We start from the raw sequence: 15,984 nt of genomic DNA on the forward strand, positions 1-15,984 counted from the left end.
GCCTTGACCTCGACATTACTTGAGCTTCTACCTTCGACACCACACCCGACGACGGAGGAACAGCGTGGACATGCAGATGGCGGCGTGGTCGTCGCTCTACAACACGATGCGCGCGCGATCCGGGCCGGTGCCCACGCGGCAGACCCTGAAACGGGTGGTCGGGTTCGCCCGGCCGTTACGCGGCAGGCTCGCGGTCTTCGTCGGGCTGAGCACGGTGCTGGCCGCGCTGACCGTGGCCACGCCCGTGCTGGCCGGACGCGTCGTCGAGGCGATCGTGAGCGGCGACTCCTCCGGCGTCGTGGTGGTGCTGGCGCTGGTGATCGCCGGGGTCGCCGTCGCCGAGGCGGGGCTCGGCCTGGTCAACCGCTGGCTGTCCTCGACCATCGGCGAGGGCATGATCCTCGACCTGCGCACCAGGGTGTTCGACCATGTCCAGCGGATGCCGATCGCGTTCTTCACCCGCACCCGCACCGGCGCGCTGGTCTCCCGGCTCAACAACGACGTCATCGGCGCGCATCGCGCCTTCGGCGACACGCTGGCGGGCGTGGTCGGCAACCTGGTCACGCTGATCCTGACGCTAGTCGTCATGATCGGGATCTCCTGGCAGGTGACGCTGCTGTCGCTGGTCCTGCTCCCGGTGTTCGTGCTCCCCGCCCGCCGCATGGGCACCCGGCTGGCCGCGCTGCGCCGCGAGGCCGCCGACCACGACGCCACCATGAACACGCAGATGACCGAGCGGTTCTCCGCGCCCGGCGCGACCCTGGTCAAGCTGTTCGGCAGGCCCGACGAGGAGTCCCGCGAGTTCGCCGTGCGGGCCCGGCGGGTGCGCGACATCGGCGTGCGCAGCGCGGTGCTGCAGTGGGTGTTCGTCACCGCGCTCACCCTGGTCTCGGCGCTGGCCCTGGCCCTGGTCTACGGCCTCGGCGGCGTGCTCGCCCTGGCGGGCAGCCTCGACGCGGGCGCGGTCGTGGCGCTCGCCCTGCTGCTGACCCGCCTCTACTCGCCGCTGACCGCGCTGGCCAACGCCCGCGTGGACATCATGAGCGCGCTCGTCAGCTTCGAGCGCGTGTTCGAGGTGCTCGACCTGCCGCCGCTGATCACCGACAAGCCCGACGCGCGGGAGGTCCCCGACGGCCCGGTCTCGGTCGAGTTCGACAAGGTCCGCTTCGCCTACCCGTCCGCGGACAAGGTGTCGCTCGCCTCGCTGGAGGAGGTCGCCGTGCTCGACACCCGGGGCGGCGAGGAGGTCCTGCACGAGGTGTCGTTCCGGGTGGAGCCCGGCCAGGTGGTCGCGCTCGTCGGGTCGTCGGGCGCGGGCAAGTCCACCATCGCGTCCCTGGCGCCGCGCCTCTACGACGTCGACGCGGGCGCGGTCCGGCTCTCCGGCGTCGACGTCCGCGACCTGCGCGCCGACTCGCTGCGCGGCGCGGTCGGCATGGTCACCCAGGACGGCCACCTGTTCCACGACACCATCGCCGCCAACCTGCGCTTCGCCCGCCCGGACGCCTCCGACGCCGACCTGTGGGACGCGCTGCGCCGGGCCCGGCTCGCCGACCTCATCGCCTCCCTGCCGGACGGGCTGGAGACGGTCGTCGGCGAACGCGGCTACCGGCTCTCCGGGGGCGAGCGCCAGCGCCTCACGATCGCCCGCCTGCTCCTGGCCCGCCCTCGGGTCGTGATCCTCGACGAGGCCACCGCGCACCTGGACACGACCTCGGAGGCGGCGGTGCAGGCCGCGCTCACCGAGGCCCTGCAGGGCAGGACGGCCCTGGTCATCGCCCACCGGCTGTCGACCATCCGCGCCGCCGACCAGATCCTGGTCATCGAGGCGGGCCGCGTCGTCGAGCAGGGCACCCACGACGACCTGCTGGCCCGCGACGGCCGCTACGCCGAACTGCACCGGACCCAGTTCGCCGAGGAGCCCGCGGCGGCCTGAGGAAATATCCTGGGGAGCACTGTCGATTCCGGCCGTCCCCGCCCGTCGGGTGGGTGACGGCCGGAACGCCCGGCCGGTGCGAACAGAGAAGGTTCGATCATGAAGGGCGAGAAGTTCGAGGTCCGCTACACCGCCGTCCTGCCCGCGACCCCGGCGGTCGTGTGGGACGCGCTCACCGTCAACGCGGGCGGCTGGCTCTGGCCGGTGAGCTACGAGCCCCGCGTCGGCGGCAGGCAGGAGGGCCTCGACGACGGCGTCGTCACCGAGTGGGACCCCGAGCGGCGGCTCGCGACCCACGCCTCCCGCGACGACGGCTGGTTCAACACGCTGACCTACACCCTGGAGAAGGTCCCTGGCGGGACCCGGCTGGACTACGTCCACCAGGGGGTGCACGAGAACGACTACGCCACCGAGCAGGCGGCCTGCGTGGCCCACACGGACCTCTACTTCCACACCCTGGGCCAGTACGTGGCGCACTTCCCCGGCCGCACGGCCACCTACGTCTCCGCCGACGCCCCGGCCGGAATGTCCTACGCCGCCGTCCTGGAGGCGCTGGGCCTGGCCTCGGGGGAGGAGCGGGTCCGCTTCACCACCCCCGACGGGAGCGTGTCGGGGATCGTGGACTACCGCACCGAGAACTTCCTCGGCGTCCGCACCGAGGACGCGCTGTACCGGTTCTTCGGCCGCGACACCTGGGGCTGGCCGGTGGGCGTCGCCCACCACCTGTTCGGCGGCGGAGCCTCCAGCGAGGCCTGGGAGAAGTGGCTGGGCGCCCTCCGCGTGGGCGGCTGGGTCTAGGGCGGTGGGGGTCCCGCAGCCGGGACCCCCACCCCTCACTCCGCAGCGGCCTTCTGGTTGCTCAGGCCTTCGGTGATGAGGTTCATGACGGTCTGGTCGGCGAGGGTGGTGGTGTCGCCGAGTTCGCGGTTCTCGGCGATGTCGCGTAGGAGCCTGCGCATGATCTTGCCGCTGCGGGTCTTCGGCAACTCCTCCACGATCAGGATCTGGCGGGGCTTGGCGATCGCCCCGATCTCCTGGGCGACGTGGTTGCGCAACGTGGTGATGTGGGTGTCGCGGTCGGTGGCGGCTTTGCCGCGGGGGATGACGAAGGCGACGATGCCCTGTCCGGTGGTGGGGTCGCTGGCGCCGACCACGGCGGCTTCGGCGACGGTGGGGTGGGAGACGAGGGCGGACTCGACCTCGGTGGTGGAGATGCGGTGTCCCGACACGTTCATGACGTCATCGACGCGGCCGAGCAGCCAGATGTGGCCGTCGTTGTCGTACTTCGCGCCGTCGCCGGCGAAGTAGTAGCCCTGCTCGGCATACCGGGACCAGTACGTCTCCTTGAAGCGGTCGGGGTCGCCCCAGATGCCGCGCAGCATGCCCGGCCAGGGTTCGGTGAGCACGAGGTAGCCGCCGGAGCCGTGGGGGACCTCGGTGCCGGTGTCGTCGACGACCTGGGCGCTGATCCCGGGCAGCGGGACCTGCGCCGAGCCCGGTTTGGTCTTGGTCACCCCGGGCAGCGGGCTGATCATGATCGCGCCGGTCTCGGTCTGCCACCACGTGTCGACCACCGGGCAGCGCTCACCGCCGATGTGGGTGCGGTACCACACCCAGGCCTCGGGGTTGATCGGCTCGCCCACCGATCCCAGCAGGCGCAGGGAGGACAGGTCGTGGGCGGCGGGGTTGTCCGTCCCCCACTTCATGAACGTGCGGATCAGCGTGGGGGCGGTGTAGTAGATGGTGACGCCGTATTTGGCGATGATCTCGAAGTGGCGGCCCTGGTGGGGGGTGTTGGGGGTGCCTTCGTAGACGACCTGGGTGGCGGCGTTGGCGAGGGGGCCGTAGACGATGTAGGAGTGGCCGGTGACCCAGCCGATGTCGGCGGTGCACCAGTAGACGTCGGTGTCGGGTTTGAGGTCGAAGACCGCGTGGTGGGTGTAGGCGACCTGGGTGAGGTAGCCGCCGCTGGTGTGCAGGATGCCCTTCGGCTTCCCGGTGGTGCCGGAGGTGTAGAGGATGAAGAGCGGGTGCTCGGAATCGAACGCCTCCGCCTCATGCGTGGTCGGCTGGTCATCGACCAGGTCGTGCCACCACACGTCCCGGTCCGGGACCCAGTCGACCTCGGCGCCGGTCCGCCGCACCACGACCACGTGCTCGATGGACGGGGTCTGCGCCGTCGCCTCGTCGGTCAGGTTCTTCATCGGCACGGCCTCGCCCCGCCGATACTGGCCGTCCGACGTGATCAGCACCCGGGCCTGCGCGTCGTTGATCCGGGACTGCAGGGCGGCCGGTGAGAACCCGCCGAACACCACGCTGTGCACCAGGCCCAGGCGGGCGCAGGCGAGCATCGCGACGATGGCCTCGACCAGCATCGGCATCTGGATCGCCACCCGGTCCCCGGCCCGCAGCCCGAGGAACGCCAGCCCGTTCGCCGCCTGGCACACCATGTCCCGCAGCTGGCCGTACGTCACCGTCCGCGTGTCGCCGGGCTCGCCCTCCCAGTGCAGCGCCACCCGCTCACCCAGCCCGGCCTCCACGTGCCGGTCCACGCAGTTGTAGGCGACGTTGAGCCTGCCGCCGACGAACCACTTCGCGAACGGGGCGTCCGACCAGTCCAGCACCTGGTCCCACTCGGTGTCCCAGGCCAGCCTCCGCGCCTGCTCGGCCCAGAACGCCAGCCGGTCCGCCGACGCCTCCGCGTACGCCGCCGCCGACAGGTTCGCCTGGGCGGAGAAGCCCTCGGGCGGGGCGAACTCCCGCGTCTCGGTCGACAGGTTGTCCAGGGTCTTTCCGCTCATCGATCCTCCGAACCGCGCCGGGCCTGGGGGTGGGTCGCCGGGTGTGGCTGGTCACAGTAGGAGGAGCGCGGGGCCGATCGACGGTCCGCGCGACGGATGGTCCGGGGACGGGGACGAACGGTCCACGAGCGTTGTCCGAAGAAGGTGAGACAGGACATAACATCTACCCCGACACGTCCGGGACGACAGGGGAGCTGATGGCGGCACCGCAGCCTGGGGAGCCCCCACGCGCCTGGCTGCCCTGGTCGCGGACCGACCCGGCGGCGGTGCTCGCCTCCGCCCGGCACATCGCCGACGACCTGGCCGACGGCCTCGCGGGCACCCGCGTCCGCGCCGCCGCCCGGGGCGTGCGCAGGCTCCTCGGCGCGAGCGGCGTCGGGCTCGCCGACCTGTCCGGCCGCCCGGTCTGGGCCGGGACGGTCCCGCACGGGCCGCGCTGGGTGGAACTGGTCGACCAGGTCCTGCACAACGAGACCCGGGCGGGCCGCCCGCCCCTGGTCGTCACGCCGCTGCACGTCCACGACGAGCTCGCCGGGGTGCTGGTCGTCGCCGGGCAGGTGCGCCGCACTGCGGTCGCCGAGGTGGCCGACTGGATCACCGCCGCCCTCGAACGTGCCCGCCTCGAGGCCAGCGCCGAGCACGCCGCCCAGGCCGAGTTACGCGCGCTGCGGGCCGAGATCTCCCCGCACTTCGTCTACAACGCCCTGACCGTCATCGCCTCGCTGGTCCACTCCGACCCCGAGCGCAGCCGGGAGCTCATGCTCGACTTCGCCGACTACAACCGCTACAGCCTCGCCAGCCACGGCGAGTACACCACCGTCGCCGACGAGTTCCACGCCATCGAGACCTACCTGGCGCTGCAGCGCGCGGTCCTCGGCGACCGGCTGCGCGTGCAGGTGCGGGTCGCGCCCGAGGTGCTGGCCGTGGCGATCCCGTACCTCGTCCTGCAGCCGCTGGTCGAGAACGCCGTCCGGCACGGCATCGAGCCGCGGTCGGCGGGCGGGACCGTGCAGGTCACCGGCGAGGCGGAGGGCAGCGACTGCGTGATCACCGTCGAGGACGACGGCGTCGGCATGGTTCCCGCCAAGGCCGAGGCGCTGCTGGCGGGCCGCGACGCCGCGGGCAGCGTCGGCCTGGCCAACGTCGATCGGCGGCTGCGTAACGTGTACGGCTCCTGGTACGGATTGGTCCTCGAAACCGCAGAGGACGCCGGGACGAAGGTGATCGTCCGAATGCCGATGTTCTCCCCGGGAGTGATGCCGTGATGGGCAGGGACCCGAGAAGCGGCGGTGGTCTGCGCGTGCTCGCCGTGGACGACGTGCGCGCCGCGCTCGACGAGCTGTGCAGGCTGTTGCGCGCCGCCCCCGAGGTGGACGACGTCCGCGCGGCTGCCGACGCGCTCAGCGCGCTGAAGATGATCCAGGCCGAGCCGTTCGACGGCGTCTTCCTCGACATCTCCATGCCCGGCCTCAACGGCCTCGAACTCGCCTCGCTGCTGGCCAAGCTCAGCGAGCCGCCCGCGATCGTGTTCGTCACCGCCTTCGACGGGCACGCCGTCTCCGCCTACGGCATCGGCGCGCTGGACTACCTGCTCAAGCCGGTCCGCGCCGAGCGCCTGGCCGACGCGCTGGCCAGGGTCGAGCGCTTCGTCGCCGCCCGCAGGGCCACCGAGGCCAGCGAGCAGGCGCCGCCGCCCAAGCCGGACGCCATGCCCGTGCTGCCGGTGGAGACCGACGGCCGCATCCGCTACGTCCGCCGCGGCGACGTCCGCTACGCCGAGGCCCACGGCGACTACGTCCGCCTGCACACCGCCAGCGGAGTGCACCTGGTCCGCATGCCGATCTCGCGGCTGCAGGAGTACTGGGAGGAGTCCGGTTTCGTCCGCGTGCACCGCGGCTACCTGGTCGCCATCGACGGCGTGCGCGAGCTGCGCAGCGACTCCGTGGGCGGGATGCTCGCCCACACCGACCTCGGCGACGTGCCCGTGAGCCGCCGCCACGCCCGCGAGCTGCGCGAACGCCTGCTGCAGGCGGCCCAGCGCGGAGAACTGGGCAGACGGTGAACGGGCGGGGGCCGCGGTGAGCCCGCACCGGCGCCAGGTCGTCACCAGCCCGCAGACCCGGCTGGCGCACGCGCGCCGCAGGCACCGCACGTCCTGGCGCCCGCCCGCGCTCGACCCGGCCGACGCGCGCCGCGCGCTGGCGGTCTACAAGGCGCAGCGGGTGCGCGCGGTCTCCGCCGTCGCCGCCCTGCTCGTGCTCATGGTCGGCCTGCCCCTGCTGCTGCGCGCCTACCCCGGTCTCGACGACGTCCGGCTGCTCGGCATCCCGGTGTCGTGGCTGGCGCTGCTGGCGCCGTACCCGGCGATGGTCGCCCTCTCCTGGTGGCAGCTGCGCCGCGCGGAGAAGGCCGAGGAGACCGCGGAGCCCGACCCGTGATCGTCTTCGCGGTCGTGCCGGTCGTCCTGGTCACCCTGCTGATCGGCCTGCGCGGGGTCGCGGCCATGCGCACCACCTCCGACTTCCTCATCGCCTCCCGCCGCGTCTCGCCGCTGCTGAACTCCGCTGCGGTGTCGGGGGAGTACCTGTCGGCGGCGTCGTTCCTGGGCGTGGCCGGGCTCGTGGTCAAGGACGGCATCGGCGCGCTGTGGTACCCGGTCGGGTTCACCGCGGGCTACGTCGCCATGCTCGCCCTCGTCGCCGCGCCCATGCGCCGCTCGGGCGCGGTCACCGTGCCGGACTTCGCCGAGGCGCGGCTGGCCTCGACCTCGCTGCGCAGGCTGGCCGCGGTGGTGGTGCTGGTGATCGGCGGGCTGTACCTGGTGCCGCAGTTCCGCACCGCGGGCCTGGTGCTCAGCGCGGTCGGCGGCAGCCCGTACTGGGTCGGCGTCGTCATCGCCGCGTTCGCCGCCGCGATGACCCTCGCGCTCGGCGGGATGCGCGCGGCGACGTACGTGCAGGCGTTCCAGTTCGTGTTCAAGCTGGTGCTGTTCATCATCCCGGCGATCTGGCTGCTGATCGCGGTCGGCCCGCAGGTCCGGCACGAGGCAGTGCACCCGGTCGAGTTCACCCACTTCGCGCGGGACACCCCGGTCGCGTTCGAGCTGGAGGTCACCCTCGAACTCGACGAGCCCACCTCCGTGCGCACCGCGGACGGCAGCATGTCGGTGCTGCCGCCGGGGGAGTTCGCCGTCCCGCAGGGCACCACCATCGTCTTCGCCGACGGCGCGCCCGTGCCCGGCGTGCGCGGCGGGTCCCCGCCCGGCGCCGAGGGCTGGCAGCGGCCGCTGCTGGACCTGCGCGACGCGGGCTACCCGCTGCTGGGCACCCTCGCCGTCCTCGTCGCCACCATGCTCGGCACGATGGGCCTGCCGCACGTGCTGATGCGCTTCCACACCAGCCCCAACGGCCGCGCCGCCCGCCGCACGGCCGCGCTCACCGTCGCCCTGCTCAGCGTCTTCTACCTGTTTCCCGGCATCTACGGGACGTTGGCGAAGGTCCTGGTCCCGCAGCTGTACCTGTCGGGGGCGACGGACACGGCCGTGGTGGCGCTGCCGTCCCAAGTGGACGCCGGGCCGTGGGGGCCGGTGTTCACCGGGCTGCTCACCGCGGGCGCGTTCGCCGCGTTCCTGGCGACCTCGCTGGGCCTGCTGCTGGTCGTGGCGGGCGCGATCTCGCACGACCTGCTGCCCGGCGGGCTGGCCCGGCTGCGCTTCACCGTGATCGGCGCGGCCGCGGTCGTCGTGCTGCTGGCCCTGCCGTCCGCGCGCATCGACGCGGGCGTGCTCGTCACGTGGGGCTTCACCGTGGCGGCCTCGACGTTCTGCCCGCTGCTGGTGCTGGGCATCTGGTGGTCGCGGCTGACGGTCGCGGGCGCGTTCGCAGGCGTCTCCGCCGGTCTGCTCGCCTCGGCGGGCGCGATCGCGGCGACGCTGTTCGCGCCGCCGGTCGATGGCTGGCTGTCGATCCTGATCGCCCAGCCCGCGCCCTGGTCGGTCCCGCTCGCCTTCGCCACCATGGTGGTGGTGTCGCTGTTCGGCCGTCCGCCCGCGTGGTCCGGCGCGGCCATGCTGCGCCTGCACCTGGGGGAGCGGCACGCCCCGTCGGCGCACCGCGGACGTGACCTGGGCCACTCGTCTTGGTCGGCGCGCCGCTCGTCTGCCGTTCGTCGCATCACCCGTCGTTTGGACCGCTGACGCTTCAAGCGGCCGTGCGCCCTCCCTAGCGTGACGCGGACCACCCCGTCGGAGGAGGCGCGCATGAGCACCACCGAGTCCCAGGCTCGGCCCCCAGACAACGCAGACCAGTGGACCGAGGTCCAGTCCAGTGCGGAGTTCGTCGAACTGCGCAGGCGGCTGCGCACGTTCGTCTTCCCGATGACCGCCCTGTTCCTGGTGTGGTACCTGCTGTATGTCCTGCTGGCCGACTACGCGCCGGAGTTCATGTCCACCAAGCTCCTCGGCAACATCAACGTCGGCCTGGTGCTCGGGCTGCTGCAGTTCGTCTCCACGTTCCTGATCACCACGCTCTACGTCCGCTACGCCAACCGCAAGCTCGACCCGCTGGCGCAGAAGCTCCGCGAGTCCGTCGGGGAGGACCAGGGATGACGACCCTCGCGCAAGGGGTGGAGGGCAACAGCCCCATCCTGAACATCAGCATCTTCGGCGCGTTCGTCGTCATCACGCTGATCGTGGTGTTCCGGGCCAGCCGCAACACCAAGACCGCCGCGGACTACTACGCCGCGGGCCGCTCGTTCACCGGCCCGCAGAACGGCGTCGCGATCTCCGGGGACTATCTGTCCGCCGCGTCGTTCCTCGGCATCGCGGGCGCGATCGCGCTCAACGGCTACGACGGCTTCCTGTACTCCATCGGCTTCCTCGTCGCCTGGCTCGTCGCCCTGCTGCTGGTGGCGGAGCTGCTGCGCAACACCGGCAAGTACACGATGGGCGACGTCCTGGCGTTCCGCATGAAGCAGCGCCCGGTGCGCGCGGCGGCGGCGACGTCCACGCTGGTCGTGTCGTTCTTCTACCTGCTCGCCCAGATGGCGGGCGCGGGCGGCCTCGTCGCCCTGCTGCTCGGCATCACCGGCGCGGGCGGCCAGGCCGTCGTCATCGCCGCCGTCGGCATCATCATGATCGTCTACGTGCTGGTCGGCGGCATGAAGGGCACCACGTGGGTGCAGATCATCAAGGCCGCCCTGCTGATCACCGGCGCGCTGGCCATGACGATCTGGGTGCTGGCCCAGTTCGGCTTCAACCTCTCGGCGCTGCTCGGCGGCGCGGTCGAGACCGGCGCGGCCAACGGCGGCGAGGCGCTGCTGAACCCGGGCAAGGCCTACGGCGCCACCGAGACCAGCAAGCTGGACTTCATCTCGCTGGCCCTGGCGCTGGTGCTGGGCACCGCCGGCCTGCCGCACATCCTGATGCGCTTCTACACCGTGCCCACGGCCAAGGAGGCCCGCCGCTCGGTGGTCTGGGCCATCTGGCTGATCGGCATCTTCTACCTGTTCACCCTGGTGCTGGGCTACGGCGCGGGCGCGCTCGTCGGCCCCGACGCCATCAAGGCCGCGCCCGGCGGGGCGAACTCCGCGGCGCCGCTGCTGGCCCAGGCCCTCGGCGGACCGGTGCTGCTCGGCTTCATCGCCGCCGTCGCCTTCGCCACGATCCTGGCGGTCGTCGCGGGCCTGACGATCACCGCGTCGGCGTCGTTCGCCCACGACATCTACGCCAACATCATCAAGAAGGGCCAGGTCGACGACAAGAACGCCGAGGTCCGCGTCGCCCGGATCACCGCGGTGGTCATCGGCGCGGTCGCCATCGTCGGCGGCATCGTCGCCAACGGCCAGAACATCGCGTTCCTGGTGGCGCTGGCCTTCGCGGTCGCGGCGTCGGCGAACCTGCCGACGATCCTGTACTCGCTGTTCTGGAAGCGCTTCAACACCAGCGGCGCACTCTGGAGCATCTACGGCGGCCTGGCGGTCTGCGTCCTGCTGATCGTCTTCTCGCCCGCGGTCTCCGGCAAGGCCAGCGCGATGTTCCCGGACGCGGACTTCGCCTGGTTCCCGCTGGCCAACCCCGGCATCGTCTCGATCCCGGTCGCCTTCGTCCTCGGCTGGCTGGGCACCGTGATCGGCGGCAAGGCCGACGAGAAGAAGTACGCCGAGATGGAGGTGCGCGCGCTGACCGGCGCGGGCGCCGAGAAGGCGGTCGTCCACTGAGGACGCCGCAAGCGAGCCGACGGCTCCCGCCCGCCCGAGCACGGCGGGCGGGAGCCGTCACCATCGCCACCGCTGTGATCACATCGAGCTTCCACCCCGGCGACTGATCACGTAACAGTGGACGCATGCCGTCCCGGTTATCGCTCGCCCTGCTGACCCTGGTCGCGGGCTGCTCGCTCCCCGTCACCGCCCCCGAACCGCCGCCCGCCTCCGAACCGCCGCCCGCCCTGGCCGACCTCGGCGAGCCCCGGCCCGAGGACACCGGGGCGCACTACCGCCGCGCCGACTGGGGCGACTGGGACTACGACCCCGCCAGCAAGTGCAACACCCGCGAGCGCGTCCTTGCCCGCGACGGCCGCGGCCTCAAGGTCGACGCGCAGTGCAGGCCCACCTGCCCCCAGGGCGACTGCTGGACCAGCCCCTACGACGGCGTGGCCGTCGACGACGCGAGCGACCTGCAGATCGACCACATCGTGCCGCTGGCCGAGGCCAACCGCTCCGGCGCGCGGCGGTGGACCAAGGACGAGCGGGAGACCTTCTACAACGACCAGGACAACCTCGTCGCCGTCACCGCCCGGTCCAACCAGAGCAAGGGCGACGACGACCCCGGCCGGTGGCGGCCCGTGCGCGGGCACTGGTGCGACTACGCCACCCGCTACGTCACGATCAAGGCCCGCTACCGGCTCTCCGTCGACCCCGTCGAGCACGCCGAGCTCGCCCGGATGCTCAACACGTGCTGATGGCGGGGCCGCGCGCAGCGGCCCCGCCATCACCGAGAACGGCCGTCAGACGCCCGCGATGCTGGAGATCCAGCTGCGGTAGCGGGTGACGTTCGTGTAGTTGGTGACCGACTGGCGGTCGCTGGTCGAGGCCACGCCCACCTGGCGGCCGTTGGCCATCATCGGGCCGCCCGAGTCGCCACCGGCGGCGATGCCGTCGACGCGGTAGGCGCGGATGGCGAGGCCGCCGTAGGCGTCGCTGGCGGTGGTGGACTGGACCCGCACGGTCGCGACCTTCAGGTAGCGCGACTGGCAGTTGATCTCCGAGCCGCAGCGCGAGGTCGCGCCCCAGCCGTAGATCTGCACGTTCTGCCCGACGGCCACGTCCGAGGTCGTGCCGAGCGGGGCGTAGGTCGCGTTCACCGACCGGTCGAGCCGGGCGATGGCCAGGTCCGAGGTGTGCCGGTAGATCTGCACCGCGTTGGCCACCACGCCGCCGGAGTGCTGGTCGAGGCTGCCGATGCGGAAGCTGATCCCGCCACCGGACACGCAGTGGCGCGCGGTCAGCACGTACTGCGGCGCGATGATGCTCGCCGAGCAGGTCTCGCGGCCGTTGGAGAACAGGCGGGCGGCCCACGGGGCGTTGCTCGCGTAGCCGCCGCCGATGATCATCGGTGTGACCTCGTGGTCACCGGCGGGCGGCGCGGCGGGAGCCGCGGTGGCGGCGGGGGCCAGGCCGAGCAGCGTGCACGCGGCCGCGGTGACGGCCAGTGCCAGCTTCGTCATCTTCATGGAATTACTTCTCGATTCCGCGGATCGCTCCGCTAGGCAGGGATGAATCGGGAAATGGGTCACCAGCGATACCGCGATTGCGGCAACCCCGGCAGGTCGCCGGGTCTGGACCTGCGGGTTTGCCGCTTTCACCGGAACGATAATGGCCCGTTCGCAACTTTTACAGCAGCGGCTGGGTGATGCAAGTGCCGGTTGTTCACACCATTCCCGGTTGACCCCGACAAATGACGGGGGTGAATATCTCGATGATCGGGATGATCCGGGACTAGCATTGCCCCGACGAGCGGCAACGACCTGCCGCCGCGAGCACGGGAGGCGAACTCGATGGCGCTGCTGCGCAGCTACGTCGGCGGACACTGGCACACCCCCACCGCGGAGGGGGCGCCGCTGCACGACGCGGTGACCGGGGAGGAGATCGCCCGGATCTCCAGCGCGGGGATCGACATGGCCGCCGCGCTCGACCACGGCAGGCGCACCGGCGGCCCGGCGCTGCGCGAGCTGACCTTCCACCAGCGCGCCGCCCTGCTCAAGACGCTCGCGCTGCACCTCACCGAGCACAAGGACGAGCTCTACGCCCTCTCCGCGCGCACGGGCGCGACCCAGCGCGACTCGCTGATCGACGTCGACGGCGGCATCGGCGTGCTGTTCGCCTACAGCGGCAAGGGCAGGCGCGAGATGCCCAACGCCAAGGTCTACGTCGAGGGCGCCGTCGAACCGCTCGGCAAGGGCGGCACGTTCCTCGGCCGCCACATCCTGACCCCGCTGCACGGCGTCGCGGTGCAGATCAACGCGTTCAACTTCCCCGTGTGGGGGCCGCTGGAGAAGTTCGCCCCCGCCTTCGTCGCAGGCGTGCCGAGCCTGATCAAGCCCGCCAGCCAGACCGCCTACCTCACCGCGCGCCTGGTGGAGCTGATCGTCGAGTCCGGCATCCTCCCCGAGGGCAGCGTCCAGCTCGTCTGCGGGAGCGCGGGCGACCTGCTCGACCACCTCACCCCGCAGGACCTGGTCGCCTTCACCGGCTCGGCGTCCACCGCGCAGCGGCTGCGCACCCACGAGGCCGTCGTCCGCCACGCCGTGCGGTTCAACGCCGAGGCCGACTCGCTCAACTGCTCGATCCTCGGCCCCGACGCCCGCCCCGGCACCCCCGAGTTCGACCTGTACGTCAAGCAGCTCGTCACCGAGATGACCGCCAAGGCCGGGCAGAAGTGCACCGCCATCCGCCGCGCGCTCGTCCCGGCCGAGCTGATCGACGACGTCGCCGCCGCGACCGCGGAGCGCCTGGCCAAGGTCGTGATCGGCAACCCGGCGAACCCGGACGTGCGCATGGGCGCGCTCGCGGGCCTTGAGCAGCGCGAGGAGGTGCGCCGCTCGCTGAAGGCGCTCACCGCCGCCGGTCAGGTCGTCTTCGGCGACCCCGAGCGGGTCGAGGTGGTCGACGCCGACCCCGAGCGCGGCGCGTTCCTCTCGCCGGTCCTGCTGCGCGCCGACCCCGACCGCGCCGAGCCGCACGAGGTGGAGGCGTTCGGCCCGGTGGCCACGCTGCTGCCGTACGACTCCGCCGAGCACGCCGTCGAGCTGGCCGCGCGCGGGCACGGCAGCCTCGTGGGCTCGGTCGTCACCGGGGACGCGGAGTTCGCCGCGTCCGTCGTGCTGGGCGTCGCCCCCTGGCACGGGCGCGTCCTGGTGCTCGACACCGACGACGCCAGGGAGTCCACCGGGCACGGCTCGCCGCTGCCGCCGCTGGTCCACGGCGGCCCCGGCCGCGCGGGCGGCGGCGAGGAGATGGGCGGCATCCGCGCCGTCCTGCACCACATGCAGCGCACCGCCGTGCAGGCCAGCCCGAAGGTGCTCGCCGCGATCACCGGCCAGTGGGCGGCGGGGGCGCCGCGCCGCGAGGACGTGCACCCGTTCCGCAAGACGCTGGCCGAGCTGCGCGTCGGCGACGCGGTGGTGGCGGGCCCGCGCGAGGTCACCCAGGCCGACATCGACCACTTCGCCGAGTTCACCGGCGACACCTTCTACGCGCACACCGACCCCGACGCCGCGGCGGCCAACCCCCTCTTCGGCGGGATCGTCGCGCACGGGTACCTGGTGGTGTCCTTCGCCGCGGGCCTGTTCGTCTCGCCGGAGCCCGGCCCGGTGCTGGCCAACTACGGGCTGGAGAACCTGCGGTTCGTCACCCCGGTCTACCCCGGTGACGCGCTGACCGTGACGCTCACCTGCAAGCAGATCACCCCGAGGGAGAACGCCGACTACGGCGAGGTCCGCTGGGACGCCGAGGTCACCAAGCAGGACGGGACCATCGCGGCCCAGTACGACGTGCTGACACTGGTCGCGAAGGCGTGACACAGGGGAAGGGGGCCCGCGCCGCGGGCCCCCTTCGTCATTGCCGGACTACTTGCCCGCGGCGTCGGTGATGACCACTGGCTTGTTGTCGACCTTGGTGCCGTACCAGCCGGAGTAGTTGCGCTCCACCGCAGCCCGCTCCGCCGAGCTGGGCTGGGCGTTGGCGCAGCTCACCGGGGCCGAGCTGCCCGACATCAGGTCCGAGCACAGCCCGGTCCGCCGGTCGGGCAGGCCCAGCGAGTGGCCGAGCTCGTGGGTGGCGATCCGGACCACGTTGTAGCCCTGGTTGACGGCGGTGCGGCCCATCCAGACCGTGACGCTGCCGTAGGACCGCACCGGGCCGAGCGTGGCGCGCGGCCAGCCGTTGTCGGCCAGGATCCGGATGTTCGCCCGCTGGCCGGGCTGGGCCTTGACGATCTGGACGTTGCTGACGGCGCTGTTCCAGATCTGGACGGCCGCGGCCACCTCGTCCTTGAACTCGGCGGCGTACGAGTCGTCGTATGTGAGCGTGGTGGCGAAGGCCGACGGCGGCAGTGTCTGCGCGGCGGCGGGGGTCGCGGTGATGCCCGCGACCAGGGCTGCGCCGAGGGCCACGTTCGTGACCAGCAGCGCAAGGGTGCGTCGAAGCATGGGACTACTCCCTCAATTGAGCGGCCCCGGGACGGGGGCCGACCTCGTGGTGACTGCAGGGGCGAGGGGTCTCAGCCGAAGGGACGGCGACGACGTAGATCTCCTCCGGTAGTTAGCCCTACCCGGTGCGTGATCCACCCAGTAGAGATAGTGACCGCGATCACAGGAACCTCGTGCGCGCTCACTGGCGGTGATGAGCGAGCCCGTCCGGAGGCCACCCATCTGGCGGTTGAACTGCGAAAACGGTTCGTCCGACGCCCGTTCTGCGCGGTTCGCCCGAGTTCGGCGGTTGTGGCGCGCGCGGGCCGACGGGCGCTCGGGATTCCCTTGGCGCACAAGGGAATCCGCGCCCGGCTGGGGCGGCTCGACGGCTAACCGACCCCCCGATTTGATCCTGGTTTGGCAGGGGTGTAACTTTCTCTCTGTCAGCGCGACACGGGCCGGAAAGAGCGGAACGGGCGCGACAAACAAGACCTAGCGATACCAGCCTTCCTCGGAAGTCGCCTGCGGCGGATGAGGTTGAGCGTGTGTTGTTTGAGAACTC

General features: G+C 72.0%; 13 protein-coding genes. 10 read left to right on the plus strand and 3 right to left on the minus strand.

Going from position 1 to position 15,984, the window contains the following annotated elements; genetic code table 11:
* The first annotated feature begins 70 nt into the window (after positions 1-70).
* Together IEY98_RS32000 and IEY98_RS32005 are read left to right on the plus strand one after the other, a co-directional pair.
* Positions 71-1,936 (plus strand): ABC transporter ATP-binding protein, encoded by a 1,866-nt coding sequence (locus tag IEY98_RS32000; protein WP_373292515.1) that lies wholly within the window; start codon positions 71-73, stop codon positions 1,934-1,936.
* Between the two features lie 99 nt (positions 1,937-2,035).
* Complete coding sequence (locus IEY98_RS32005; RefSeq protein WP_189214451.1) at positions 2,036-2,734, plus strand: SRPBCC family protein; 699 nt, start codon at positions 2,036-2,038, stop codon at positions 2,732-2,734.
* A 35-nt stretch (positions 2,735-2,769) separates the two neighbouring features.
* Here the strand turns inward: IEY98_RS32005 and acs are convergent, their stop codons facing one another.
* Positions 2,770-4,737, minus strand: a complete 1,968-nt coding sequence (gene acs / locus IEY98_RS32010) for an acetate--CoA ligase (protein ID WP_189214452.1) — start codon at positions 4,735-4,737, stop codon at positions 2,770-2,772.
* Between the two features lie 197 nt (positions 4,738-4,934).
* Here acs and IEY98_RS32015 point away from each other — a divergent pair, with 197 nt between their 5' ends.
* From IEY98_RS32015 to IEY98_RS32045, 7 genes are all read left to right on the plus strand, one after another.
* Positions 4,935-6,002 (plus strand): sensor histidine kinase, encoded by a 1,068-nt coding sequence (locus tag IEY98_RS32015; protein ID WP_189214453.1) that lies wholly within the window; start codon positions 4,935-4,937, stop codon positions 6,000-6,002.
* Positions 6,002-6,799 carry a LytR/AlgR family response regulator transcription factor gene (locus IEY98_RS32020; protein ID WP_189214454.1) on the plus strand — a complete coding sequence of 266 codons (798 nt, stop codon included), beginning with the start codon at positions 6,002-6,004 and terminating at the stop codon, positions 6,797-6,799. The genes IEY98_RS32015 and IEY98_RS32020 overlap by 1 nt, the downstream gene beginning before the upstream one ends.
* Before the next feature lie 16 nt (positions 6,800-6,815).
* Positions 6,816-7,175, plus strand: coding sequence for a hypothetical protein (locus tag IEY98_RS32025; RefSeq protein WP_189214455.1), 360 nt, complete (start codon positions 6,816-6,818; stop codon positions 7,173-7,175).
* Positions 7,172-8,932 (plus strand): sodium/solute symporter, encoded by a 1,761-nt coding sequence (locus tag IEY98_RS32030; RefSeq protein WP_229787850.1) that lies wholly within the window; start codon positions 7,172-7,174, stop codon positions 8,930-8,932. Before IEY98_RS32025 ends, IEY98_RS32030 begins: the two co-directional genes overlap by 4 nt.
* A gap of 63 nt (positions 8,933-8,995) precedes the next feature.
* Entirely contained in the window at positions 8,996-9,343 is a 348-nt protein-coding gene (locus tag IEY98_RS32035; protein ID WP_189214456.1) for a DUF485 domain-containing protein, read from the plus strand.
* Entirely contained in the window at positions 9,340-10,953 is a 1,614-nt protein-coding gene (locus IEY98_RS32040) for a monocarboxylic acid transporter (protein WP_189214457.1), read from the plus strand. Before IEY98_RS32035 ends, IEY98_RS32040 begins: the two co-directional genes overlap by 4 nt.
* A 125-nt stretch (positions 10,954-11,078) precedes the next feature.
* The gene (locus IEY98_RS32045) at positions 11,079-11,693 is read left to right on the plus strand and encodes an HNH endonuclease family protein (RefSeq protein WP_189214458.1); all 615 of its coding nucleotides are present in this window, start codon (positions 11,079-11,081) and stop codon (positions 11,691-11,693) included.
* Between the two features lie 45 nt (positions 11,694-11,738).
* Here the strand turns inward: IEY98_RS32045 and IEY98_RS32050 are convergent, their stop codons facing one another.
* On the minus strand, positions 11,739-12,464 hold the full coding sequence (locus IEY98_RS32050) for a S1 family peptidase (protein ID WP_189214459.1): 726 nt from the start codon (positions 12,462-12,464) through the stop codon (positions 11,739-11,741).
* 324 nt (positions 12,465-12,788) lie between these two features.
* Here IEY98_RS32050 and paaZ point away from each other — a divergent pair, with 324 nt between their 5' ends.
* On the plus strand, positions 12,789-14,810 hold the full coding sequence (paaZ, locus tag IEY98_RS32055) for a phenylacetic acid degradation bifunctional protein PaaZ (protein ID WP_189214460.1): 2,022 nt from the start codon (positions 12,789-12,791) through the stop codon (positions 14,808-14,810).
* A 48-nt stretch (positions 14,811-14,858) separates the two neighbouring features.
* On the opposite strand, the gene IEY98_RS32060 is transcribed toward paaZ, so the two are convergent.
* A complete protein-coding gene (locus IEY98_RS32060; RefSeq protein ID WP_189214461.1) occupies positions 14,859-15,440 on the minus strand; it encodes a snapalysin family zinc-dependent metalloprotease in 582 nt (193 codons plus the stop codon).
* Between the last annotated feature and the right edge of the window lie 544 nt (positions 15,441-15,984).

The organism is Actinokineospora fastidiosa (genome assembly GCF_014648415.1).
Taxonomy (GTDB): Bacteria; Actinomycetota; Actinomycetes; order Mycobacteriales; family Pseudonocardiaceae; genus Actinokineospora; species Actinokineospora fastidiosa.